At 61.0% G+C, this 23845-nt stretch carries 21 protein-coding genes; 10 read left to right on the top strand and 11 right to left on the bottom strand.

Annotated features, from left to right (window positions below; translation table 11 throughout):
- Positions 1-2: 2 nt before the first annotated feature.
- The 5 genes from JBE38_RS01530 to JBE38_RS01510 all read right to left on the bottom strand — a co-directional run bounded on the left by JBE38_RS01530 (position 3) and on the right by JBE38_RS01510 (position 5354).
- Positions 3-1112 carry a flagellar basal body P-ring protein FlgI gene (locus JBE38_RS01530; protein WP_162492708.1) on the bottom strand — a complete coding sequence of 370 codons (1110 nt, stop codon included), beginning with the start codon at positions 1110-1112 and terminating at the stop codon, positions 3-5.
- A 6-nt stretch (positions 1113-1118) separates the two neighbouring features.
- Positions 1119-1814 carry a flagellar basal body L-ring protein FlgH gene (gene flgH / locus JBE38_RS01525; protein WP_060756053.1) on the bottom strand — a complete coding sequence of 232 codons (696 nt, stop codon included), beginning with the start codon at positions 1812-1814 and terminating at the stop codon, positions 1119-1121.
- A 53-nt stretch (positions 1815-1867) separates the two neighbouring features.
- On the bottom strand, positions 1868-2653 hold the full coding sequence (gene flgG, locus JBE38_RS01520) for a flagellar basal-body rod protein FlgG (protein ID WP_060756054.1): 786 nt from the start codon (positions 2651-2653) through the stop codon (positions 1868-1870).
- Between the two features lie 68 nt (positions 2654-2721).
- Positions 2722-3462 (bottom strand): flagellar basal body rod protein FlgF, encoded by a 741-nt coding sequence (locus JBE38_RS01515; protein WP_060756055.1) that lies wholly within the window; start codon positions 3460-3462, stop codon positions 2722-2724.
- A gap of 329 nt (positions 3463-3791) precedes the next feature.
- A complete protein-coding gene (locus JBE38_RS01510; RefSeq protein WP_060756056.1) occupies positions 3792-5354 on the bottom strand; it encodes a sigma-54-dependent transcriptional regulator in 1563 nt (520 codons plus the stop codon).
- A gap of 256 nt (positions 5355-5610) precedes the next feature.
- Here JBE38_RS01510 and phhA point away from each other — a divergent pair, with 256 nt between their 5' ends.
- From phhA to JBE38_RS01495, 3 genes are all read left to right on the top strand, one after another.
- Positions 5611-6402 (top strand): phenylalanine 4-monooxygenase, encoded by a 792-nt coding sequence (gene phhA / locus JBE38_RS01505; RefSeq protein ID WP_060756057.1) that lies wholly within the window; start codon positions 5611-5613, stop codon positions 6400-6402.
- Positions 6403-6499: 97 nt separating this feature from the next.
- Positions 6500-6856, top strand: a complete 357-nt coding sequence (locus JBE38_RS01500; protein ID WP_060756058.1) for a 4a-hydroxytetrahydrobiopterin dehydratase — start codon at positions 6500-6502, stop codon at positions 6854-6856.
- On the top strand, positions 6856-8049 hold the full coding sequence (locus JBE38_RS01495) for an amino acid aminotransferase (RefSeq protein ID WP_205343404.1): 1194 nt from the start codon (positions 6856-6858) through the stop codon (positions 8047-8049). The genes JBE38_RS01500 and JBE38_RS01495 overlap by 1 nt, the downstream gene beginning before the upstream one ends.
- 125 nt (positions 8050-8174) lie before the next feature.
- Here the strand turns inward: JBE38_RS01495 and JBE38_RS01490 are convergent, their stop codons facing one another.
- Positions 8175-8984, bottom strand: coding sequence for a UDP-2,3-diacylglucosamine diphosphatase (locus JBE38_RS01490; protein WP_060756060.1), 810 nt, complete (start codon positions 8982-8984; stop codon positions 8175-8177).
- A gap of 137 nt (positions 8985-9121) precedes the next feature.
- Between JBE38_RS01490 and JBE38_RS01485 the strand changes: the two genes are divergently transcribed.
- The 3 genes from JBE38_RS01485 to JBE38_RS01475 all read left to right on the top strand — a co-directional run bounded on the left by JBE38_RS01485 (position 9122) and on the right by JBE38_RS01475 (position 11273).
- Positions 9122-9871, top strand: coding sequence for a helix-turn-helix transcriptional regulator (locus tag JBE38_RS01485; RefSeq protein ID WP_205343403.1), 750 nt, complete (start codon positions 9122-9124; stop codon positions 9869-9871).
- A gap of 100 nt (positions 9872-9971) precedes the next feature.
- Positions 9972-10856: a DMT family transporter gene (locus JBE38_RS01480; RefSeq protein ID WP_060756062.1), complete on the top strand. Its 885-nt coding sequence runs from the start codon at positions 9972-9974 to the stop codon at positions 10854-10856.
- A 132-nt stretch (positions 10857-10988) separates the two neighbouring features.
- Positions 10989-11273, top strand: coding sequence for a hypothetical protein (locus JBE38_RS01475; RefSeq protein WP_060756063.1), 285 nt, complete (start codon positions 10989-10991; stop codon positions 11271-11273).
- A gap of 47 nt (positions 11274-11320) precedes the next feature.
- On the opposite strand, the gene JBE38_RS01470 is transcribed toward JBE38_RS01475, so the two are convergent.
- Positions 11321-11608 (bottom strand): SelT/SelW/SelH family protein, encoded by a 288-nt coding sequence (locus JBE38_RS01470; RefSeq protein WP_060756064.1) that lies wholly within the window; start codon positions 11606-11608, stop codon positions 11321-11323.
- A gap of 84 nt (positions 11609-11692) precedes the next feature.
- Between JBE38_RS01470 and JBE38_RS01465 the strand changes: the two genes are divergently transcribed.
- Positions 11693-13882, top strand: coding sequence for a patatin-like phospholipase family protein (locus tag JBE38_RS01465; RefSeq protein ID WP_060756065.1), 2190 nt, complete (start codon positions 11693-11695; stop codon positions 13880-13882).
- 213 nt (positions 13883-14095) lie between these two features.
- On the opposite strand, the gene JBE38_RS01460 is transcribed toward JBE38_RS01465, so the two are convergent.
- Positions 14096-14530 (bottom strand): MarR family transcriptional regulator, encoded by a 435-nt coding sequence (locus JBE38_RS01460; protein WP_060756066.1) that lies wholly within the window; start codon positions 14528-14530, stop codon positions 14096-14098.
- A gap of 121 nt (positions 14531-14651) precedes the next feature.
- A complete protein-coding gene (gene recQ, locus JBE38_RS01455) occupies positions 14652-16778 on the bottom strand; it encodes a DNA helicase RecQ (RefSeq protein WP_205343402.1) in 2127 nt (708 codons plus the stop codon).
- A 287-nt stretch (positions 16779-17065) separates the two neighbouring features.
- Here recQ and JBE38_RS01450 point away from each other — a divergent pair, with 287 nt between their 5' ends.
- The 3 genes from JBE38_RS01450 to JBE38_RS01440 all read left to right on the top strand — a co-directional run bounded on the left by JBE38_RS01450 (position 17066) and on the right by JBE38_RS01440 (position 21634).
- Entirely contained in the window at positions 17066-17653 is a 588-nt protein-coding gene (locus JBE38_RS01450; protein ID WP_090369491.1) for a UPF0149 family protein, read from the top strand.
- Positions 17654-17664: 11 nt separating this feature from the next.
- Positions 17665-18090: a YbaN family protein gene (locus tag JBE38_RS01445; protein ID WP_174554033.1), complete on the top strand. Its 426-nt coding sequence runs from the start codon at positions 17665-17667 to the stop codon at positions 18088-18090.
- Positions 18091-18163: 73 nt separating this feature from the next.
- Complete coding sequence (locus tag JBE38_RS01440; protein ID WP_205343401.1) at positions 18164-21634, top strand: hybrid sensor histidine kinase/response regulator; 3471 nt, start codon at positions 18164-18166, stop codon at positions 21632-21634.
- A 22-nt stretch (positions 21635-21656) separates the two neighbouring features.
- Here JBE38_RS01440 and rmuC read toward each other — a convergent pair whose 3' ends face one another.
- Both rmuC and JBE38_RS01430 read right to left on the bottom strand, forming a co-directional pair.
- Complete coding sequence (gene rmuC / locus JBE38_RS01435) at positions 21657-23135, bottom strand: DNA recombination protein RmuC (protein ID WP_104994443.1); 1479 nt, start codon at positions 23133-23135, stop codon at positions 21657-21659.
- Between the two features lie 61 nt (positions 23136-23196).
- On the bottom strand, positions 23197-23520 hold the full coding sequence (locus tag JBE38_RS01430; protein WP_060756072.1) for a hypothetical protein: 324 nt from the start codon (positions 23518-23520) through the stop codon (positions 23197-23199).
- Positions 23521-23845: the final 325 nt, after the last annotated feature.

Here is a 23845-nt window from a genome sequence, read left to right as displayed (position 1 = left end):
CCTCAGATCACGATCAGGTCGGCTTGCAAGGCGCCGGCCTGTTTCAGAGCTTCAAGGATTGCCATCAAGTCGCCGGGCGCTGCGCCCACCTGGTTCACCGCACGGACAATCTCGTCCAGGGTGGTGCCGGGGCCGAATTTGAACATCGGCTTGGCTTCTTGCTGGGCATTGACCCGAGAACGGGGCACCACCGCCGTCTGGCCATTGGACAGCGCCCCAGGCTGGCTGACGATCGGGTCTTCGGTGATGGTCACGGTCAGGCTGCCATGGGTCACCGCCGCCGGCGACACCTTGACGTTCTGACCGATCACAATGGTGCCGGTACGCGAGTTGATGATGACTTTGGCCACCGCCTGGCCCGGGTCGACTTCCAGGTTTTCCAGGATCGACAGGTAATCCACGCGCTGGCTCGGGTCCAGCGGCGCGGTCACACGGATCGAACCACCGTCGATGGCCTGGGCCACGCCAGGGCCGAGCATGTCGTTGATCTTGTCGACCACGCGCTTGGCCGTGGTGAAGTCGGAGCGGTTGAGGTTCAGGGTCAGGCTGTTGCCCTGGTTGAAGCCGCTCGGCACGGTACGTTCCACCGTGGCGCCGCCAGGGATGCGCCCGGCCGACGGCACGTTGACGGTGATCTTGGAGCCGTCGCGGCCCTCGGCGTCAAAGCCGCCCACCACCAGGTTGCCCTGGGCGATGGCGTAGACGTTGCCATCGATACCCTTGAGCGGCGTCATCAGCAAAGTGCCGCCGCGCAGGCTTTTCGAGTTACCGATGGACGATACGGTAATGTCGACCACCTGCCCCGGCTTGGAAAACGCCGGCAGGTCGGCACTGATGGACACCGCCGCCACGTTCTTCAATTGCACGTTGCCCGAGCCCGGCGGCACCTTGATGCCGAACTGCGAGAGCATGTTGTTGAAGGTCTGCAGGGTGAACGGCGTCTGGGTGGTCTGGTCACCCGTGCCATTAAGCCCGACCACCAGACCGTAACCGATCAACTGGTTGGAGCGCACGCCGGAGATACTGGCGATGTCTTTCAGGCGCTCGGCCTGGGCGACTGCGCTCAGGGACAGCAACAGTGCTGCCGCCATCAGCTGTTTGAGTTTCACAATGACCACCTAGAAAGGGAACAGCGGGCTAAGGAAGAAACGGTCGAACCAGCCCGGCTGACTCGCATCGGCAAACGAACCCGTGCCCGAGTAGGTAATGCGCGCATCGGCAATCCGCGTCGACGACACGGTGTTGTCGGTGGAAATATCATCGGCCCGCACCATGCCCGCAATACGCACCAGCTCGTCACCGGTGTTGAGGGTCATCCATTTCTCGCCGCGTATGGCGATGATGCCGTTGGGCAATACGTCGGCCACGGTCACAGTGATCGAACCGGTCAAGCTGTTGCCCTGCCCCGCCGCACTCTTGCCGTTGGTGGCGCGGTCACCGGAATAACCGGCGTTCAGGCTCAGGTCACCGCTGCCCAGTGGGTTGTTGGTATTGGGCACACCCCCGAACAACGAGGTCAGGCCGATGCTGGTCTTGCTGGTCTTGCCGACCTGCGAGTTGGCGTTCTTGCTGGCCTGGGTCTTCTCGTTCAGGGTGATGGTGATGATGTCCCCCACCCGGAATGCCTTGCGGTCGCTGTACAGGTTCTGTTCAAAACCGGCCTGGTAGATCGAGCCATTGTTGGCCGCCGCCGGCAACGGTGTACGAGGCAACACCGGCGCGTAGTACGGGTCATTGGGTTTCGGCGTCGGGGCGACACAGCCCGCGAGCACGGCGATCCCACTCAATGCCAGAACAGAAACATAGCGATTCATGACCCTTACCTCACGGTGTTGCAGGCGCCTTCAAGAGCGCCCCATAGACTTGATTACAGATTCTGCGTGACGAACGAGAGCATCTGGTCGGCAGTGGAAATCACTTTGGAGTTCATCTCGTAGGCGCGCTGGGTGGTGATCATGTTGACCATCTCCTCAACCGTGCTGACGTTGGAGGTTTCCAGAGTGCTTTGCAGGGTGGTACCGAAACCGTTCAGGCCCGGGGTACCGATTTGCGGCGCGCCGCTGGAAGCGGTTTCCAGGAACAGGTTGTTACCCATGGCTTGCAAGCCGGCGGGGTTGATGAAGTCCGCGGTTTGCAGGTTGCCGATCACTTGCGACGCCGGGTTACCGGCCACGGTGATGGATACGGTGCCGTCGTTGCCCACGGTGAAGGTCTTGGCGTTGGCAGGAACCACCACGGCCGGCTCCAGCGCGAAACCGTTGGCCGTGACGATCTGGCCGTTGGAATCGAGGTGGAACGTACCATCACGGGTGTACGACGTAGTGCCGTCCGGCTGCAGGATCTGGAAGAACCCACGGCCATTGATGGCCATATCCAGTGGCTGACCGGTTTGTTGCAGGTTACCGGCATTGAAGTTCTTCTGGGTGCCGACGATCTGCACACCGGTACCCAATTGCAGGCCCGACGGCAGCTCGCTGTCCTGGGTCGATTGAGCACCTGGCTGGCGCTTGATCTGGTAGAGCAAGTCCTGGAACTCGGCGCGATCACGCTTGAAACCCGTGGTCGACACGTTGGCCAGGTTGTTGGAAATGGTGGTCAGGTTGGTGTCCTGGGCGGACAGGCCTGTTTTGGCAACCCATAGAGCCGGAAGCATGTTGTTCTCCTTCGTGCGCCTGTTTGTTGGCGCCGCGTTGCAAAATTAGTCGTCAGTCGTCGCCGGCTTCAGCTCATCGATAGAACGCGAGTCATGGCCTGGTCGTCTTCCTTGGCGCTGTTCATCATCTTGATGTGCAGCTCGAATTGTTTGGAAAGCGCCAGCACCGAGGTCATCTCTTCCACCGCATTGACGTTGCTCGCCTGCAGGAAACCCGAGGTCAGCCTGACGTTCGCGTCGGCCTGCGCCGGCTTGCCGTCCTTGGTGTGGATGGTGCCATCGAGGGCCTTGGTCATGTTCTTGAGGTCGGGCTGAACCATCTTGATACGGTCTACTTCCGCCATCACCCGTGGGCCTTCACCCATGGCGCGGATACTGATGGTGCCATCGGCGCCCACTTCGATTTTCTGCTGGGGCGGCACGGCAATCGGGCCACCGTTGCCCATGATCGGCATACCGTTGCCGGCCCGCAGCACGCCCAGCGCATCCACATTCATGCTGGCGCTGCGCACGTAGGCTTCGCCGCCATCCGGGGTTTGCACGGCCATCCAGCCGTCGCCGCTGACGGCCACGTCCAGGTCGCGGCCGGTTTCGATCATGGCGCCCGGGGAAAAGTCGGTGGCAGGCCGCTCGGTCATCGCAAATGCCCGTGCGGGAAAGCTGTCACCGAACACCGGCATCGAACGCGCCTGCTCCAGGTCACGTTGGAAACCATTGGTGGAAATGTTCGCCAGGTTGTTGGCATGGGCCTTCTGCGCCAGTGCATTCTGGCTGGCGCCGGTCATTGCCACATAAAGGTACTTGTCCACGCTCTTTCCTCTTTCTGACGGACGCTTGCCGCCCACCGCTGTACTGACGAGGCTTAAGCAATTTGCGAACCAACTTTTAAAAAGAACCTGAAGTCCAGGCGGGGCGGGGGTTTTCGGGGGTGTCTTTAAAATTCAGGATCAGGGAGTAGTCGGAAAAACGGCGGACTTATGCCGCCTGCGGCAAGCGCCGGTCTTATCGGCGATAGAGATCAAATGTGGGAGCGGGCTTGCTCGCGAATGCGGAGTGTCAGTCAGCACATGTGTAACTGGTCCACCGCATTCGCGAGCAAGCCCGCTCCCACAGTTTTAACCGCGCTGAGTCAGGCAGGTTATTTATCTGTCTTCAGGATTTCGTAATCACGCAGCTTATTGGCGATGGTGGTGTGAGACACCCCCAGACGCTTGCCTAATTGCCGGCTGCTGGGGTGCTCGGCGTACAGGCTTTCCAGCACCGCCTTCTCGAACCGCCCGACGATCTCTTCCAGGCCGCCGTCCAGGGAAAAATCGCCAAGCGGCTGACGCACGCCGTAGTCCGGCAAACGAATGTGCTCGGCCTTGACCGTGCCGCCATCACACAACGACACCGCCTGGAACAACACGTTTTCCAGCTGCCGCACGTTACCCGGCCAATGGTAGTGACTGAGGCGATCCATGGCAGCCGGCGCCAACTTAGGCAATGCACAGCCGATTTGCCGGCTGGCCTGATCGAGGAAGTGCTCGACCAACGGCGCCAAGCCATCAAGGCATTCGCGCAAGGGGGGGATGTGCAGGGACAGCACGTTGAGACGGTGGTAAAGGTCCTGGCGGAACTCGCCGCGCGCGCACAACTCGGACAAGTCCACCTGGGTGGCGCAGATCACGCGCACATCCAGGTACACCTCCTCATCACTGCCTACACGGCGGAAGCAACCGTCCTGCAAAAACCGCAGCAACTTCACCTGCAAGCGCGCACTCATTTCTCCCACCCCGTCGAGAAACAGCGTACCGCCGGCCGTCAACTCCAACAGCCCCAACTTACCTTCGGCCCGTGCGCCTTCAAACGCACCAGGCCCGTAGCCGAACAGCTCGGTCTCGGCCATCGACTCCGGCAGGCCTGCGCAATTAAGCGCCATCAACGGCGACTGCCCACGCGGGCTCGCCAGGTGGCAAGCACGGGCCAGCAGTTCTTTACCGGTGCCGGTTTCCCCTTCTATTAATAGCGGTGCATCCAACGGCGCCATGCGCCGGGCTTCACGCACCACCGCAGCCATGACCTTGGAGCTCTGGAAAATACTGTCGAAGCCGCGCAGTTCCTGCTTGCGCACGTTGTAGATGCGTTCACCAACGCGGTCGGCGCGGTGCAAAGTCAGCACCGCACCGGCCATGGCCTCGCTGTCATCGTGTTCGGACGATTGGAGCGGTGCGATGTCCGCCAGAAACACGTCACCCTTGACCTTGACCCGCAGGCCGTTGATCCGCGACTTGCTGGCGCGCACCAACTCCGGCAGATCGAAGTCTTCGGCATAACGCGACAACGGAATCCCCGGCACCTCGTCCACCCGCACCCCGAGCAACTGCGCGGCGGCACGGTTGGCGGCAACGATGGAACCGCCCATGTCGATCGACAACACCGGAAACTCCAGGGCGCCGAGCAGCGCGTTGAGTTCCATGTGCCGCCGCTCACTGGGCATCAGCCCGACGCGCTTGACCCCGAACACCCCGGCAATCGCCTCGAATTGCGGGCGCAGCGCCTGGAATTGCATGTTCACAAGGTTAGGGCAAAACAGATAGATCGCGTTGCCATGCTCACCGCCGACTTCGCCCTTGGCGACGTTGACGCCGTACTCTACCAGCAGGTTGAGAATGTCCCGCAGGATGCCGATACGGTTCTGGCAGTGCACTTTGATACGCATGAAAGGGCTCGAAAAGTGGGAAGGCGCCGCGTCTTTTTGTCACTGGGCGCAGATAGTCGTCAAGATTATGTGACACCTTGCGCACGTTTCACAGCCCAGCGCAAAGATTAGCCCTACAGCTGTAACGAATACTTTACGAAAACCGGTATATTTTCCTACGCATCACCGCTGGAGGTAGGTGGAATCCAACGCCCAGCGGGTTATCAATAGCTCATCGCAGGACATAACAAGAACGAATGCCTAGCAGGAGAGCCGTATGAAGCAGACGCAATACGTGGCCCGCGAGCCCGATGCGCAAGGTTTTATCCACTACCCGCCGGAAGAACACGCGGTGTGGAACACCCTGATCACGCGCCAGTTGAAAGTGATCGAGGGCCGTGCCTGCCAGGAATACCTGGACGGCATCGACAAGCTCGGTCTACCGCTGGATCGCATCCCGCAACTGGGTGAGATCAACCAAGTGCTGGCCGCAACCACAGGCTGGCAAGTCGCCCGCGTTCCGGCATTGATCCCCTTCCAGACCTTCTTCGAACTGCTCGCCAGCAAGCAGTTTCCAGTGGCGACCTTTATTCGTACCCGTGAAGAACTGGACTACCTGCAAGAGCCGGATATTTTCCACGAGATCTTCGGCCACTGCCCGCTGTTGACCAACCCCTGGTTCGCCGAATTCACCCACACCTACGGCAAGCTCGGCCTGGCGGCCACCAAAGAGCAACGGGTATACCTGGCGCGCCTGTACTGGATGACCATCGAGTTCGGCCTGGTAGACACGCCGCAAGGCCGACGTATCTACGGGGGTGGCATTCTGTCTTCGCCCAAGGAGACGGTGTACAGCCTGTCGGACGAGCCCGAGCATCAAGCCTTCGACCCGCTGGAGGCCATGCGCACCCCCTACCGTATCGACATCCTGCAACCGCTGTATTTCGTACTGCCTGAGCTCAAGCGCCTGTTCGAAGTGGCGCAGGAAGACATCATGGCCATGGTCGAGCGCGGGATGCAGTTGGGCCTGCATGCGCCGAAATTCCCGCCCAAGCCCAAGGCTGCGTGAACCTCATCGATTAAGGCCAGGTGAGTCTGTTCCCTGGCCCCGCGTTGCTTTAGGGTGACGCTACTGACCTTCAAACATTCGAATTCAGGACACCCCCATGACCAACTTGAACCAAGCCCACTGCGAAGCCTGCCGCGCCGACGCCCCGCAAGTCAGCGATGAAGAGCTGCCGGTACTGATCAAGCAGATCCCCGACTGGAACATCGAAGTCCGCGACGGTGTGATGCAGCTGGAAAAGGTTTTCCTGTTCAAGAACTTCAAGTTCGCCCTCGCCTTCACCAATGCCATGGGTGAAATCTCCGAAGCCGAAGGCCATCACCCAGGCTTGCTCACCGAGTGGGGCAAAGTCACCGTGACCTGGTGGAGCCACTCCATCAAGGGCCTGCACCGCAACGACTTCATCATGGCCGCACGCACTGACGAAGTGGCCAAGACTGCCGAGGGCCGCAAGTAATGCACTTCGATGCCATTGGCCGCGTGCCCGGCGACCCGATCCTCGGACTGATGGACCTGTACGCCCAGGACACCCACCCGAACAAGTTCGACCTGGGCGTGGGCGTCTATAAGGACGACCAGGGCCTGACGCCGATCCCTCATTCGGTCAAGCTGGCCGAGCAACGCCTGGTGGACACGCAGACCACCAAGACCTACATCGGCGGGCACGGCAACCCTGCGTTCGGCAGCCTGATCAGCGAGCTGGTGCTGGGCGCCGATTCCCCGCTGATCCGCGAACGCCGCGCCGGCGCCACCCAGACCCCAGGTGGCACCGGTGCCCTGCGCTTGAGCGCCGACTTTATCGCCCACAGCCTGCCCGGTCGCGGCGTATGGCTGAGCAACCCGACCTGGCCGATCCACGAAACGATCTTCGCCAAGGCCGGGATCAAGGTCAGCCATTACCCCTATGTGGGCACTGACAATCGCCTGGATGTGCAGGCGATGCTCGCCACCCTGTCGACTGTGCCCAAGGGCGACGTCGTGCTGCTGCACGCCTGCTGCCATAACCCGACCGGGTTCGACCTGTCCCAGGAGGATTGGCGCCAGGTGCTGCAGATCGTGCGCGAGCGCCACTTGCTGCCACTGATCGACTTCGCCTACCAGGGCTTCGGCGACGGCCTGGAGCAGGACGCCTGGGCAGTGCGGCTGTTTACCGCCGAGCTGCCTGAGGTACTGATCACCAGTTCCTGCTCGAAGAACTTCGGCCTGTATCGCGACCGTGTCGGCGCCTTGATCGTGTGCACGGCAGACGCCGAGAAACTCACGGATGTGCGCAGCCAACTGGCGAATATCGCACGCAACCTATGGTCGACGCCGCCGGATCATGGTGCGGCAGTGGTCGCGACCATCCTGGGTGACGCTGAACTTAAAAAGGTGTGGAGCGACGAAGTCGAAGCCATGCGCTCGCGGATTGCCCATTTGCGCGCGGGCTTGGTCGAGGCATTGGCGCCCCATGGCTTGGCCGAGCGGTTTGCGCATATCGGCGCGCAGCGCGGGATGTTTTCCTATACCGGTTTGAATGCCGAACAGGTGAAACAACTGCGCGAGAAGCACAGCGTGTACATGGTGAGTTCAGGGCGTGCCAGCGTTGCAGGGATTGATGCCAAGCGGCTGACCCTGTTGGCCCTGGCCATCGCCGACGTTTCCAACTGAAGAAACCTGGACTGAAAATGTGGGAGGGGGCTTGCTCCCGATGGCGGTCTTTCAGCAACTGAAGTGCTGACTGACACAGAGCTATCGGGGGCAAGCCCCCTCCCACATTCGGACTGGGTCGAACACTAGCCGGCAACCATCTCGGCTTTGAGCTGCGCCTCTTTCGCCTGCGCATCCGCCAAGCGGTACAACTCGATACTCCCATCCCAGTGCTCGATCAACGCCGTACACGACTCTACCCAGTCCCCGCAGTTGAGGTAGTCCACCTCGCCCACCTTGCGAATTTCGGCATGATGAATATGCCCGCACACCACGCCATGCAGCTCGCGCCGGGTCACTTCGTGGGCAATCGCTTCTTCGAAATCGCTGATAAAACTCACCGCCGTCTTGACCTTATGCTTGAGGTACGCCGACAGCGACCAGTAGCCATAGCCATACCGCGCGCGCCAGTGGTTGAGCCAGCGGTTCAGGGTCAGGGTAAATTCGTAGGCCGAGTCGCCGAGGAACGCCAGCCAGCGGTGGTAACGGGTGATCACGTCAAACTGATCGCCGTGGATCACCAGCAGATGGCGGCCATCAGCGGTGACATGCACCGCTTCATCCACCAGTTGGATATTGCCCAGGATCAGCTTGGAATAGCGGCGCAGGAATTCGTCGTGGTTGCCGGTGACGTAAATCACCTCGGTGCCGCGCTTGGCCATGGTCAGCAGGCGCCGGATCACATTGGTATGGGCCTGGGGCCAATACATGCCGCCGCGCATCTTCCAGCCGTCGATGATGTCGCCGACCAGGTACACCTTATCGGCGTGGTACCCCTTGAGGAACTGCGACAGGTGTTCGGCCTGGCAATCCCGGGTGCCCAGATGCACGTCGGAAATCCATAGGGTACGAACCCGTTGTTTGCGGCTGGGTCTGGCGAACTCGGCACTGGTCATGGGCATCCCTCGACGGTGTTTTCGCGAGCTTGCGCCCTCGCGATTAATAGCCCATGACAGCTTTGCGTCAGTGCGATGACAGCGCCGGGCACCTGCGAAGCGTTGTAGACTGCGCACTTGTTGCTCTGGAGACCGCGATGAGACCGTCCCTCACGCTGCGCCACTACGTCGAAGCCCCCCTCGCCCACAGCCATGGCCATGCGCAATTGGTGTTCGGTCTGTCCGGGCATTTGGACCTGGAGGTGGATGGCCGTGGCAGCCAGGTGCACGAAAGCAGCGTGATGGTGCTGCCCTTCAACGCCCATCATGCCTGCGGCAGTCGCGACGGCAGCCGCTGCCTGGTGCTGGATGTGCCGACTGAGCACTGGCTGCTGCAATCTCTGGGCGAACACGCCGATGCCAGTCGCCGCCTGCTGGATCAGCCGACGCGCCTGGCGCTGGATGCCCGGCAAAACCAGTTGGTGCAATGGCTGGCCCACAGCCCGGTGGACGACCCGTTGATTGTCCAGCAAGGCGCCGTGTTGCTGCTCGCCAGCCTCAATCATCCGCAGGCCCAGCCCTTGCCTGGCCGGCGCCTGCCGTATGCAGCGTTCAATGCGCATATCGAGCGGCACGTCGCGCATCCCCTGCAAGTGGCGGACCTTGCGCGAATTGCCGAGCTGTCGGTGGCGCGCCTGCATGCGCGCTTCATGGCCGAATGCGGGCAGACGCCGATGGACTACATTCGCACCCGCCGCCTGCAGAAGGCGTTGAAGCTGCTGCGCGAGACCGTGCTGCCTATCGGAGAAATCGCTGATTGCGTCGGCTACAGCTCACAAAGTGCGTTTGCCGCCGCGATGCTGCGGGAGTTCGGCGCATCGCCCGGCAGGTTGCGTCGCTCATCCTAGGGAAGAGCCTTGCGATAAAAATCGCGAGCCGCACGACAGACGCCCCCCTGGGCAACCCTCTAGACTGCGTTTCTGTTACCCGTCGGTTCAAAGGATCGCAATGACTCCCCGCTCAGCCCTTGGCGCCCTGCATATTGGCGCATTGATGTTTGGCCTCACCGGTGTTTTCGGCAAACTGGCGGCCGCCTCGCCGGCCATCATCGTGTTTGGCCGTGCCGTGTTTGCCGTGATCGCCCTGGCCCTCTTCGCGCGGCTTGCCAGCAACACGGCCTGGAAAAGCCTGGAGCTGCGCGACTGGCGTCGCTTGCTGGTCAGCGGCGTGCTGCTGGCGGCGCATTGGGTGACCTTTTTCATGGCGGTCAAGGTGGCGGGGGTCGCCGTGGCGACCCTGGGGTTTACCGCATTCCCGGCGTTTACAGTGATCCTCGAAGGGTTGATCTTCCGCGAGCGCATTCGCCCCAGTGAATGGCTGCTGGTCGCGCTGGTCAGCGTTGGCCTGGTGCTGGTGACGCCGGACTTCAACCTCGCCAGCGAAGCCACCGGCGGGTTGCTGTGGGGCATTGCCTCCGGCCTGCTGTTTTCCCTGTTGTCACTGAACAACCGCGCCAGTTCCGGGCGGATTCCTGCGGTACAGGCGGCGCTGTGCCAAAACATGGTGGTAGCCGCCTGCCTGTTGCCCGTGGCCGCGCCAGGGCTGGCGGATGTGCGAGCCATCGACTGGCTCTGGATCGGACTGCTGGGCGTGTTCTGTACCGGCCTGGCCCACAGCCTGTTCGTCGCCAGCCTCGCCGTCATCAAGGCGCGCACCGCCTCGGTGGTATTCGCCATGGAGCCGGTCTACGGCATCACCGTGGCCTGGTTGCTGTTTGCCGAGACCCCAACGCTGCGCATGCTGCTGGGCGGTGCGCTGATCATCGCCGCCATCGTGCTCTCCGGCTTGATGGGCAGCGCCAGCCAGGCCAAGCAGCCCGCGGCTACGGCCTGATCTATACTTCAAACATCCGCAACAGTCGGTAGTCGTTCAACGGATAAAAGACACCTCGACGACAGCCATGGCCGTTTCTGAAGTTGCTGCACGCGAGTGGTCACTCCCTTTACGCGATGCAGGGGTTTCACCATGGAAATGTTCATCAGTTTATTGGTTCAGATCATCAGCGGTGCCATCGGCGGCAACCTGGCCGGCATGACCCACCAGAGCCTCGGCAGTACCGGGCTCAACTCAATGGTTGGCGGCTTGGGCGGGCTGGTACTCGGCCAGTTGCTCTCCTGGCTGCTTGGCGCACCGGCGGGCGACGCGCTGAACGTTGCGGCGCTCGGCAGCAACATCGTCGGGAGTGGCTTCGGCGGCCTGGTGCTGACGTTTATCATCGGTTTCATCAAGAACAAAATGGCTGCCAAATAGCAGCGCCACGCCGGGTCACCGTTCGTAGGTGGCGGTGACCTCGTTATTCAGGATGCCCGATCGTTATGGCCCAGGTCGCGCTGTGGGTCGATCTGGTCGCGTACGCGCTGCTTGAGTACCTTGGCCTCCGGGAAGCCGCCATCCACCTTGCGCTCCCAGATCTGCACGCCCTCACAGGTGATGCGAAAAACGCCGCCGGTGGCCGGCTCCAGCACCACGCGCCCCAGGTCGTCGGCAAAGGTGCTCAACAACTCCTGGGCCAGCCATGCCGCGCGCAACAGCCACTGACACTGGGTGCAATAGGTGATGACGATCTCGGGTTTGCTTGCAGACATAATTTGAGAGGTTCCTGACGTAACGGGCTCGGAAGATCGAGTGGCTATAATACCGACCTTTATCGCCCAGCCTTGAGATTCATGATGCGCCGCCTGCTGTCTTGTCTGTTTCTGTGCTTGCTCCCCCTCCTCGCCAACGCCGTTGAGACGCCCCGCCCCAAGATCGGCCTGGTGTTGTCCGGCGGTGCCGCCCGTGGTCTGGCGCATATCGGCGTGCTCAAGGCACTGGAGGAACAAGGGATCCAGATCGATGCGATTGCCGGCACCAGCATGGGCGCAGTGATTGGTGGGCTTTACGCATCAGGCTATAAAATCGATGAGCTGGAAAAGCTCGCGCTCGATATCGATTGGCAACAGGCACTGTCCGATGCACCCCCACGGGAAGATGTGCCGTTTCGCCGTAAACAGGATGATCGCGACTTCCTGGTCAAGCAGAAGCTCAGTTTTCGCGACGACGGCAGCCTTGGCCTGCCACTGGGCGTGATCCAGGGCCAGAACCTGGCGTTGTTGCTGGAAAGCATGTTTGCCCACACCAGCAACATCCGCAACTTCGACAAACTGCCCATCCCTTTCCGCGCCGTGGCCACCGACATCACCACTGGCGAGAAAGTGGTGTTCAACAAAGGCCACCTGCCTCAGGTGATACGCGCCAGCATGTCGATCCCTGCGGTGTTCGCCCCCGTGGAACTGGACGGCCGGCTGCTGGTGGACGGCGGCATGACCGACAACATCCCGCTGGATGTGGCGCGAGAAATGGGCGTCGACATTGCCATCGTGGTGGACATTGGCACCCCGCTACGCTCACGCAAGCAACTGGCGACGGTGGTAGATGTACTCAACCAATCCATCACCCTGATGACTCGGCGAAACTCCGAAGAGCAACTCAAGGCCCTGCATCCCAAGGATGTACTGATCCAGCCGCCGCTGGCGGCCTACGGGGTGACGGATTTCGGTCGTGCCAGGGACATGATCGATGCCGGCTACCGCGCCACTCGTGCCCTCGACGTCCGCCTGGCCCACCTGCGCCCCGCAGCCCCCGTGGACCCGCAACTGGTGAGTGCCCGCACACCGGGCGAACGCACGCCGATCATCACCGCGATCCAAGTGGAGAACGACTCGAAAATCAGCGATGACGTGATTCGCTACTACATCCGCCAAGCCTTGGGTGAACCGCTGAACCTGGGTCGCCTGCAAGCGGACATGGGCACTTTGTACGGCCTGGACTACTTCGAGCAGGTGCAGTACCGCGTGGTCAAGAAAGGTCACGACAACACCCTGGTGATCAGCGCACGGGGCAAGCGCAGCGGCACCGACTACCTGCGCCTGGGCTTGAACCTGTCGGATGACCTGCGCGGTGACAGTGCCTTCAACCTCGGCGCCAGCTACCGCATGAATGGCATCAACCGGCTTGGCGCCGAATGGCTGACACGGGTACAAATCGGCGATCGCCAAGAGCTGTACAGCGAGTTCTACCAGCCAATGGACACCGGCTCACGCTATTTCATCGCGCCTTATGTCAGGGCCCAGGCGCAGAACGTTGAACTGATTCTGGACAACGACCCCATCTCCGAATATCGCCTGGAGCGTTACGGTTTCGGCCTGAACGTAGGGCGGCAGATCGGCAACAGCGGCGAGATCCGCTTCGGCGTCGGGGAAGCCTGGGGCAAGGCGGATGTGCGCATCGGTGACCGGGACCTGCCGAGCGTAAGTTTCAGTGAAGGCTTCTATGAACTGAAGTACTCGTTCGACTCCCTGGATAACGTGTACTTCCCCCACTCCGGCGAAGACATCGGCCTGGCCATCCGCGAATTCGAGCCCGGCCTGGGCTCGGACCAACGCTACCGCCAATGGGAATTCAAGCTGGACAAAGCCATGAGCCATGGCCCGGACACGCTGATACTGGGTGGGCGTTATGGACGCACCCTGGATAAATCCGATGTAGTGATTTCCAGCTTCCTGCTCGGTGGCGCACGACAACTGTCGGGCTTTCGCGAGGACGCTATCTCGGGCCAGAACATCGCCCTGATGCGGGCAGTGTACTTCCGCCGCCTGACGCCGCGTTCGTACCTGCCGCTGGACTTCCCGCTGTACCTCGGCGCGTCAGTGGAACGCGGGCGGGCGTGGAACAACGACAACCAGTTCGACAGCGGATACATCAACGCCGCGAGCGTTTTCCTCGGGTTTGATACACCGCTGGGGCCGCTGAATTTCAGCTATGGGTTCAATGATGACAAGCAGCAGGCGGTATACCTGAACCTTGGGCAGACCTTCTAGCTGTGTAGTGAGCGGGCTTACACCCTAAGCCAGTCAGTTAAGGCTTAACGCTGTCACTGTGGGAGGGGGCTTGCTCCCGATAGCGGTGGGTCAGTCGATAAACTGCTGACTGGCACACCCTCATCGGGAGCAAGCCCCCTCCCACAAGTTATTCATCGTCCGTTCTATCGCTTAACTGACTGGCATAGAGCAAGCCCGCTCACTACAGCCGGGTCAGGACTTTTCCAGGTTCGCCAGGATGTGCCCATGTACACGCATGCACACGCGCATGTCCTCTTCATCCACGCCCACAAACAGTTCATGGCGCAAGGCCGTGGCGATGGTTTCGATCTGATCGATCAGCGGCCGGGCGCTATCGCACAACAAGATGCGCTTGGCGCGGCGGTCTTCCAGCACCGCCTGGCGCTGGACCAGACCCTGGCTTTCCAGGCTGTCGAGCAGGCGCGCCAGGGTCGGTCCTTCTACCCCGACGCTCTGTGCCAGCTCACGCTGGGTGGGAGCTTCTTCAAAACGGGCCAGGTGCAACAGCACCAGCCAACGCGCCTGGGACAAGCCCAGCCCCGCCAGGCGACGGTCCAGTTCGGCGCGCCAACCTCGGGACATTTGCGCCAACTGCATGCCAAAACGGTGTTGATCGGTTAACGGCATAAAAAACTCATGATTTAGACTGAAAATAAAGTGTGGCTAATTATTAGTCAGCTAAGCATGAGCCATGCCAGTAGGCAAGCCTCGCTATGTACTGATTCGTTACATTGTCGCAATTGGCACACTAAATCTCGAATTCAGACTGCAAAGCGGCACGCACACAGTACAGAACACCGTCCGGTACACGCCCGATAAACAGCGGCGCAATTTCAGCAACCGATGGCAACTCGCCTTCACCGTCCAGGAACGCATCCTGGATTTCACCGAGCAAATCTTCCGGCAAATCAAGGGCCTGCTCCAACGACAATTGCTGCTTGCCAATGGACTCGGCGAGCAAGGTATAGACGTTCTTTTCCGAACACTGCAACTGCCCGGCGATCTGAATCGGGGTCATCCCGGCACGGGCAAGGCTGATCAGCTCATGGCGAATATCGGTGACTTCCTTCGGCGCTTCGGCCTCGCCACCGAGCACTTCCAGGAAAGCCTGGCCATAACGTTCCAGCTTGCGCGCACCGACGCCGCTGACCCTGGCCATTTCGGCCAGGGTGGTGGGTTGCTCACGCAGCATTTCCAGCAACGTGGAGTCGGGGAAAATGACATAAGGCGGCACGCTGTGTTCCTGCGCCAGTTTGCGGCGCAGGGTACGCAAGGCTTCCCATTGCTCGCGCTCCTCGCCACGCACCAGTTGGCTGGCCTGGCTGGTACTGCTCTTGGCGGTGGCCTGCGGCTTGAGGTCGCGGCGGAGCTCCAGGCTCACTTCGCCCTTGAGCAAAGGCCGGCAACTGTCGTTCAAACGCAGGCCGCCGAAACCCTCAATGTCGATATCCACCAGCCCACGCGCAACCATCTGACGAAACAACGAACGCCACTCGCCTTCGGCACGCGCCTTGCCGACACCGTAGACCGAGAGTTTCTCGTGCCCGAAGCTGCGTATCTTTTCGTTGTCCTTACCCAGCAATACATCCACCAGATGGCCCACGCCATAACGCTGGCCGGTACGGTAGATGGCGGACAGACCCTGACGCGCCGGCTCGGTGGCATCCCAGGTCTGCACCCCATCCACGCAATTGTCGCAATGGCCGCACGGCTGCGGCATGTCTTCGTCGAAATAGGCGAGCAGCGTCTGGCGGCGGCAGCGGGTCTCTTCACACAGCGACAGCATGGCGTCGAGCTTGTGCTGCTCCAGGCGCTTGTGGCGCTCATCGCCTTCGGAGTTCTGCAGCATCTGCTTGAGCATCACCACATCTTGCAGACCGTAGGCCATCCAGGCATCCGCCGGCAGGCCATCACGGCCGGCACGACCGGTTTCCTGGTAATACGCCTCGAGGGATTTGGGCAGGTCCATATGAGCCACGAAACGCACGTTGGATTTGTCGATGCCCATGCCGAACGCGATGGTTGCCACCATGATCAGGCCTTCCTCGTTGAGGAAGCGCTTCTGGTGGTAGGCCCGCAAATCGTTGGGCAGGCCGGCGTGGTACGGCAGCGCCGGGTAGCCTTGCTCACACAGGAACGCCGCCACCTCATCGACTTTTTTGCGCGACAGGCAGTAGACAATGCCCGCATCGCTGCGCCGTTCGGACAGGAATGCCAGCAGTTGCTTGCGCGGCTGCTCCTTGGGCACGATGCGGTAGAAAATATTCGGCCGATCGAAACTCGACAGGAAACGCTCGGCGTTCTGCAGGTGCAGACGCTCGACGATTTCTTCGCGGGTACGTTTGTCGGCGGTGGCGGTCAGGGCGATACGCGGCACGTCGGGGAACAGCTCGGCCAATTGGCCCAGCTGCAAATATTCACGGCGAAAATCATGACCCCATTGCGACACGCAGTGAGCTTCATCGATGGCGAACAGGGCAATTTCCAGGCTCTGCAGGAAGGCCAGCATGCGCGGCTGCACCAGCCGCTCGGGAGCCAGGTAGAGCATCTTCACTTCGCCACGCCGGATACGAGCCGCCAGGTCGCGCTGCTGTTCGGCGCTGAGGGTGGAGTTCAAGGACGCGGCGGCGACGCCGAGTTCTTCGAGCGTGGCGACCTGGTCATCCATCAAGGCGATCAACGGCGACACCACCACCGCCAGGCCGTTGCGCAACAAGGCAGGCACCTGGAAGCACAATGATTTGCCGCCACCGGTAGGCATCAGCACCAGGGCGTCGCCGCCACTGGCCACGCGCTCAATGATCGCACCCTGGCGGCCACGAAAACTTTCGTAGCCGAAGATGTCCTTGAGGACGCGTTGAGCCTGCTCGAGCATGTAAAACTCCAAAATAGTGCCGAAATCCCTCTGTACAGGCTGGCCGAGAAAAGACGATTTCACGGAAAATAATCCGTAAGCGAAGTTTTCTCGGAGGGGCGCTTGGCCTGCGGGGCATCACAAAACGCGGCAGTATACCCGAGCGTTATCCGGCAAAGGGGGCGTCTGACGAATAGTCCCGTCGCTCTACCCCGGCAGCCAAACCCGGTAAATGTGGCGTTGCGGCTGGCCTGGGCGCTCAAGAAGGCCTAGAATTCAGCATCGTTTATTCCCAAGGTAGTCCTTCAATGTCCTTCGCTGAGCAACTAACCCGCCTGCAAGCCTTCCTCGACGCCGATGAGCTGCATGACGAGGCGCTGGACTACGTGGCCGCCCACGGTTACCTGACCGCCCTGTCGATCTGCGCCGATGTCGTGCCTGACCGTGAATGGATCGACGCGCTGTTCGCCGAAGAGCCGCACTACAAGGATGCCGCACAACGCGAGGAAATCGAATCCACGCTGATCGCCCTCAAGGCCCACATCAGCCGCCAACTGGCCTCCGACGAAGAGTTCGAGCTGCCATGCGACCTCGACCTGGGCGATGAGCCGGATGACTCCGACCTGCGCGGCTGGTGCATCGGGTTCATGGAAGGCGTGTTCCTGCGCGAAGCCGCATGGTTCGAGACCGCCGAGGAAGAAGTCAGCGAAATGCTGCTGCCGATCATGGTCGGTTCCGGGCTGTTTGAAGAAGAAGCCGAGTTTTCCGATATCGCCGCCGACGCCAACCTGATGGACGACATGATCGTACAGATCCCGGAAGCCCTGACCGCCCTGTACCTGCTGTGCAACGCGCCTGACGAAAAACCGGCGATCCTCAAGCCACGTCACCACTGAGTCATTTGCCCATGCCCCCCATGGGCAATCGCTCGCTGCTCCTGCGCTACGCACTGCTGGCCATCGGCTGGCTCAGCGTAGCGCTGGGAGTGATCGGTATCTTCCTGCCGGTGTTGCCGACCACCCCCTTCCTGCTCCTCGCCGCCGCCTGCTTCGCCCGAAGCTCCCCGCGTTTCTATCAGTGGCTGGTGGAACACCCGCGCCTGGGCCCATGGATTCGTGACTACCTGGACGGCAATGGCATTCCGCTCAAGGGCAAGGTCTACGCCATCGGCTTGATGTGGCTGAGCATCGGTTTTTCCTGCTACCTCGTCCCTTTGCCCTGGGCACGTGGCTTCATGCTGACCAGCGCGGTGCTGGTAACGATCTATATTCTGCGCCAGAAGACCCTGCCACCCCGCGACACCAAGTCGCGCTCAGACCTTGGTCGACACTGACTAACCCCAAACATCATGCGAGACTGTCCAGCCGGGCCTGGAATGCCCGGGTGTTCTCAGTTTCGGAGTTACCATGACGCTGTCCAGCGGGCTGATCGCCGCCGTTGCCCTGGCCTATATGGCCATTATGTTTGCCATCGCTTTTTACGGGGATCGCCGCCACGCGCCTTTGCCGCCGCGCATGCGTGCCTGGGTGTACAGCCTGTCGCTGGCCGTTTACTGCACCAGCTGGACCTTCTTCGGCGCCGTAGGCCAGGCCGCCGAACAATTGTGGGCGTTTTTACCGATTTATCTGGGGCCAGTGATATTGCTGGTGCTGGCACCCTGGGTGCTGCAGAAGATGATTCTGATCAGCAAGCAGGAAAACATCACCTCCATTGCCGACTTTATCGCCGCGCGCTACGGCAAGTCCCAATCCCTGGCCGTGGTTGTCGCGCTGATTTGCCTGGTCGGTGTACTGCCCTACATCGCCCTCCAACTCAAAGGCATTGTACTGGGTGTGAACCTGCTGATCGGCTCCGGCCCTGACACCACAGGCACTCGCGCCCAGGACACGGCCTTGGTCGTATCGTTGGTGCTGGCGCTGTTTACCATTGTGTTTGGTACGCGCAACCTCGATGCCACCGAGCACCACCGTGGCATGGTGCTGGCGATTGCCTTTGAATCCCTGGTCAAGCTCTTCGCGTTTCTCGCGGTTGGCGCGTTTGTAACCTACGGCCTGTACGACGGTTTCGGCGACCTGTTCAGCCAGGCGCTACTCGCCCCGCGCCTGGAGGAGTACTGGAAAGAGACGATCAACTGGCCGTCGATGGTGGTGCAGACCGGCGTAGCCATGATGGCGATTATCTGCCTGCCACGGCAGTTCCATGTGACGGTGGTAGAAAACATCGACCCCCAGGATTTGCGCCTGGCCAAGTGGGTGTTTCCGGCTTACTTGATCCTCGCCGCACTGTTCGTGATTCCCATCGCCCTGGGCGGCAAAATGCTGTTGCCCGGCTCGGTATTGCCAGACTCCTACGTGATCAGCCTGCCCATGGCCGAAGCCCATCCGGCCCTTGCGGTGCTGGCGTTTATCGGCGGTGCATCGGCCGCCACCGGCATGGTGATCGTCGCCAGCATCGCCTTGTCGACGATGGTCTCCAACGACATGCTGCTGCCATGGCTGCTGCGACGTTCCAGCGCCGAACGGCCATTCGAAGTGTTCCGTCATTGGATGCTGTCGGTACGTCGGGTGAGTATTGTGCTGATCCTGTTGCTGGCCTATGTGAGTTATCGCCTGCTCGGCTCCACCGCGAGCCTGGCCACCATCGGCCAGATCGCTTTTGCGGCCGTCACCCAACTGGCCCCGGCGATGCTCGGCGCGCTGTACTGGAAGCAGGCCAACCGTCGGGGCGTGTTTGCCGGGTTGGCAGCGGGCACATTCCTGTGGTTTTACACCTTGGTCCTACCGGTTACCGCGAAGAGCCTGGGGTGGTCGCTCAGCCTTTTCCCAGGGCTGACGTGGATGCATTCCCACCCGCTCGGTTTGTCCGTCACGTCGCTGACCCTGGGCACCGTGTTTTCCCTGGCGGGTAACTTCACCTTGTTCGTGTGGGTCTCGATGCTGTCGCGCACACGTGTCTCCGAGCATTGGCAGGCCGGGCGATTTATTGGTCAGGAAATCCACCAGCGCGCCAGCGCTCGCTCCATGTTGTCGGTGCAAATCAGCGACCTGCTTAGCCTCGCTGCGCGTTTTGTCGGTGAAGAACGCGCCCAGCAAAGTTTTATTCGCTTCGCCTATCGCCAGGGCAAAGGCTTCAACCCTAACCAGAACGCCGACAATGACTGGATCGCTCATACCGAACGCCTGTTGGCGGGTGTGCTCGGCGCCTCTTCGACGCGCGCCGTGGTAAAGGCTGCGATTGAAGGCCGCGAAATGCAGCTGGAAGACGTCGTACGCATCGCTGACGAAGCCTCCGAGGTCTTGCAATTCAACCGGGCATTGCTGCAAGGCGCGATTGAAAATATCACCCAGGGCATCAGCGTGGTCGACCAGTCGCTGAAGCTGGTGGCCTGGAACCGCCGTTACCTGGAGCTGTTCAATTACCCCGAGGGCTTGATCAGCGTCGGCCGGCCCATTGCCGACATCATTCGCTACAACGCCGAACGTGGCCTGTGCGGCCCCGGCGAAGCGGAAGTGCATGTGGCGCGACGCCTGCACTGGATGCGCCAGGGCCGTGCGCATACGTCCGAACGCCTGTTCCCCAATGGTCGGGTGATCGAGCTGATCGGCAACCCGATGCCCGGCGGCGGGTTTGTCATGAGTTTCACCGACATCACTGCATTCCGCGAAGCCGAACAAGCCTTGACCGAAGCCAACGAGGGCCTGGAGCAACGGGTGACCGAACGCACCCATGAGTTATCGCAGCTCAATGTCGCGCTTACGGACGCCAAGGGTGTGGCGGAATCCGCCAGCCAGTCGAAGACCCGCTTCCTGGCTGCGGTGAGCCATGACCTGATGCAGCCGCTGAACGCGGCACGACTGTTCTCCGCCGCCCTCTCCCACCAGCACGAGGGCCTGTCCACCGAAGCCCGGCAATTGGTGCAACACCTGGACAGTTCGCTACGTTCCGCCGAGGACTTGATCAGCGACCTGCTGGATATCTCACGCCTGGAAAACGGCAAGATCAATCCGCAGCGCCAGCCCTTTGTCCTCAACGAACTCTTCGACACCCTGGGCGCTGAATTCAAGGCGCTGGCCCAGGAACAAGGCCTGCGTTTCCGGCTGCGCGGCAGCCGGTTGCGGGTCGACAGCGACATCAAGCTGCTACGGCGGATTCTGCAGAATTTTCTCACCAACGCGTTCCGCTACGCCGACGGCCCAGTGCTGCTGGGCGTACGCAGACGCCAGGGCGAGCTGTGCCTGGAAGTCTGGGACCGCGGCCCCGGCATTCCACAGGACAAGCAAAAGGTGATCTTCGAAGAGTTCAAGCGCCTCGACAGCCATCAGACACGTGCCGAAAAGGGCCTGGGCCTGGGCCTGGCGATTGCCGATGGCTTGTGCCGTGTGTTGGGCCATACCCTGAGTGTGCGGTCGTGGCCGGGCAAGGGCAGCGTATTCAGCGTGCGCGTGCCGCTGGCGCGCACCCAGGCCAGCCCGCAGCTCAAGGCCACGCAAGACAATGGGCAACCGTTAAGCGGCGCGCAGGTCCTGTGTGTGGACAACGAAGAAAGCATCCTGATCGGCATGCGCAGCTTGCTGACACGATGGGGTTGCGAAGTGTGGACCGCCACCGACCAGGCGCAATGCGCGGCCCTTCTGGCGGACGGTGTACGCCCGCAACTGGCGCTGGTGGATTACCACCTGGACCGCGGCGAAACCGGTACCGAACTGATGAGATGGCTGCGCGCGCAAATGGCAGAGCCCATCCCCGGAGTCGTGATCAGCGCCGACGGGCGGCCAGAAACGGTGGCCGAGGTGCATGCAGCAGGCTTGGATTACCTGGCCAAGCCGGTCAAGCCGGCGGCATTGCGGGCGCTGCTGAGCCGGCATCTGCCGCTGTAATCAGGCGGCAGAGGCCGTGCGCTTACTCAGGTAAATGCACCACACCATCGGCATCGGTCATCGCCCTCTCGAGCAAATCCGCCGGCAGGCTTTTACTCGCTCGCGCGCCGAGCAGTTTTAATTGCTCGGTACGGCTGACCAGATTTCCTCGTCCATCCGTCAGCTTGTTTCGTGCCGCACTGTACGCTTTATCCAACTGTTGCAGACGGTTGCCCACTTCATCCAGGTCCTGGATAAACAGCACGAACTTGTCGTAGAGCCAACCGGCACGCTCGGCAATCTCCCGTGCGTTCTGGCTTTGGCGCTCCTGCTTCCAGAGGCTGTCGATCACGCGCAAGGTGGCCAAGAGCGTCGTTGGGCTGACAATTACGATATGACGGTCGAAGGCCTCTTGGAACAGGTTCGGTTCGGCCTGCAATGCGGCGGAAAATGCCGCCTCGATGGGCACGAACAGCAACACGAAATCCAGGCTGTGCAAGCCTTCCAGGCGCTTGTAGTCCTTGTCGGCCAAGCCTTTTACGTGATTGCGCAGGGACAGTACATGCTGCTTCAACGCCGCTTGGCGGATCACCTCGTCATCTGCCGCCACATACTGTTGATAGGCGGTCAGGCTGACCTTGGAATCCACCACCACCTGTTTGTCGCCAGGCAACATGATCAGCACGTCCGGCTGGAAACGCTCGCCATCCGGGCCTTTGAGGCTGACCTGGGTCTGGTATTCGCGGCCCTTCTCCAGCCCTGCATGTTCCAGTACGCGCTCCAGGATCAGTTCGCCCCAGTTGCCCTGGGTTTTCTGGCCCTTGAGGGCACGGGTCAGGTTGGTGGCTTCGTCCGACAGGCGCAGGTTCAGTTGCTGCAGGCGCTCCAGCTCTTTAGCCAGGGAAAAGCGTTCGCGGGCTTCGTTCTGGTAGCTTTCTTCCACGCGCTTTTCAAAGGATTGGATGCGCTCCTTGAGTGGGTCGAGTAATTGGCCAAGGCGTTCCTGGCTGGTTTCGGCAAAGCGCTGTTCACGCTCGTCGAAAATCTTGCCGGCTAGTTCAGCGAATTGCGCGCGCAGTTCATCGCGCGAACCTTGCAGATCCGCGAGGCGTTGTTGATGGCTGTCTTGTTGCTCACGCAGCTCGGCACGCAGCGCCGCCGAAAGTGCGTCGAGACGGCGCAGTTCGGTGTCCTTGGCATTGCGGTCGAGGTTCCAGGCGTGAGCGGCGTCGCGGGCATTATCACGGTCGATCTGCAACAGCTCGACTTCGCGGCGCACGGCGGCCAGCTCCGCTTGCTTGGCGGCATTTGCCTGGCTCAGGTCACTGACCTCATCACGGCTGGCATCCAGCTGGGCGGCAAGTCCTTCCTGGGCCAATTGTGCGTTCGCCAAGCGCTCTTCGAGCAATTCCCAGCCGGCCATGCGCGCCGTCAGCCGCCGCTGAATCTGCCAGCACAGTGCCAATAACGGTACTGCTGCACCAGCAAGACCCAAGGCAATACTGGTCCAGTCAAAAACCATAGCCATTTCTGCCTTCACCGAAATAGAGCAAGGTTAACCAAGCACAGGGCAGGAAGACAGCTCAGTCTTCGACTTGACCCAGTTCGCGTTGAGCACGCCGGTCACCGGCACGAGCCGCCAGGCGCAACAGGTCGTGGCCGATGCGGCGGTCGCGGGCGTTGCCGCATTCACGGCACATCAATTGCCCCAGGCGGCTTTGTGCGGCGACCACGCCTTCACGGGCCGGCTGCTTGAGCAAGCGCCCAGCGAAGTGCTTGATGTTGGTGCTCTGCCCCAGGCGCGGGCTATCGAGCAGCCACAAAGCGACCTTCAAGGAGAAGCGCTTGGGTGCGGTAACAGTTTGAGGGGTATCGGTAACAGTGGGTGATACTGAGCGAAACTTCATAAAGCACTGTGGGACAGAACGGAGGGCGCGCCACTCTACTCTTTTTTTCGTACAGGTAAAGCTGAAAAAAACCTGCCGGCCCGTTCTAGAGCAAGCGCTTGGGACAATCCACAGAAGCTGTGGATAACTCAGTGGACAACCTCTCTTTAACTCTCCCAAAGGCCCATGGAATGGGGGCCGCAGTCAAACTGACGATTTTTTCACCAATAAAAAAAAGCGAGATTTTTCATTGACTTAAATTTCCAATACAGGCTAACGAAGCCCCTTGCGGACGGTTGACAAACCGGTTACACACTCCGCAACTAATGTGCACAAGTCCCCTTCC

It is taken from the genome of Pseudomonas sp. ICBG1301, from assembly GCF_016918385.1.
Taxonomy (GTDB): domain Bacteria; phylum Pseudomonadota; class Gammaproteobacteria; order Pseudomonadales; family Pseudomonadaceae; genus Aquipseudomonas; species Aquipseudomonas palleroniana.
This window is presented reverse-complemented; position numbering and strand designations above follow the sequence as displayed.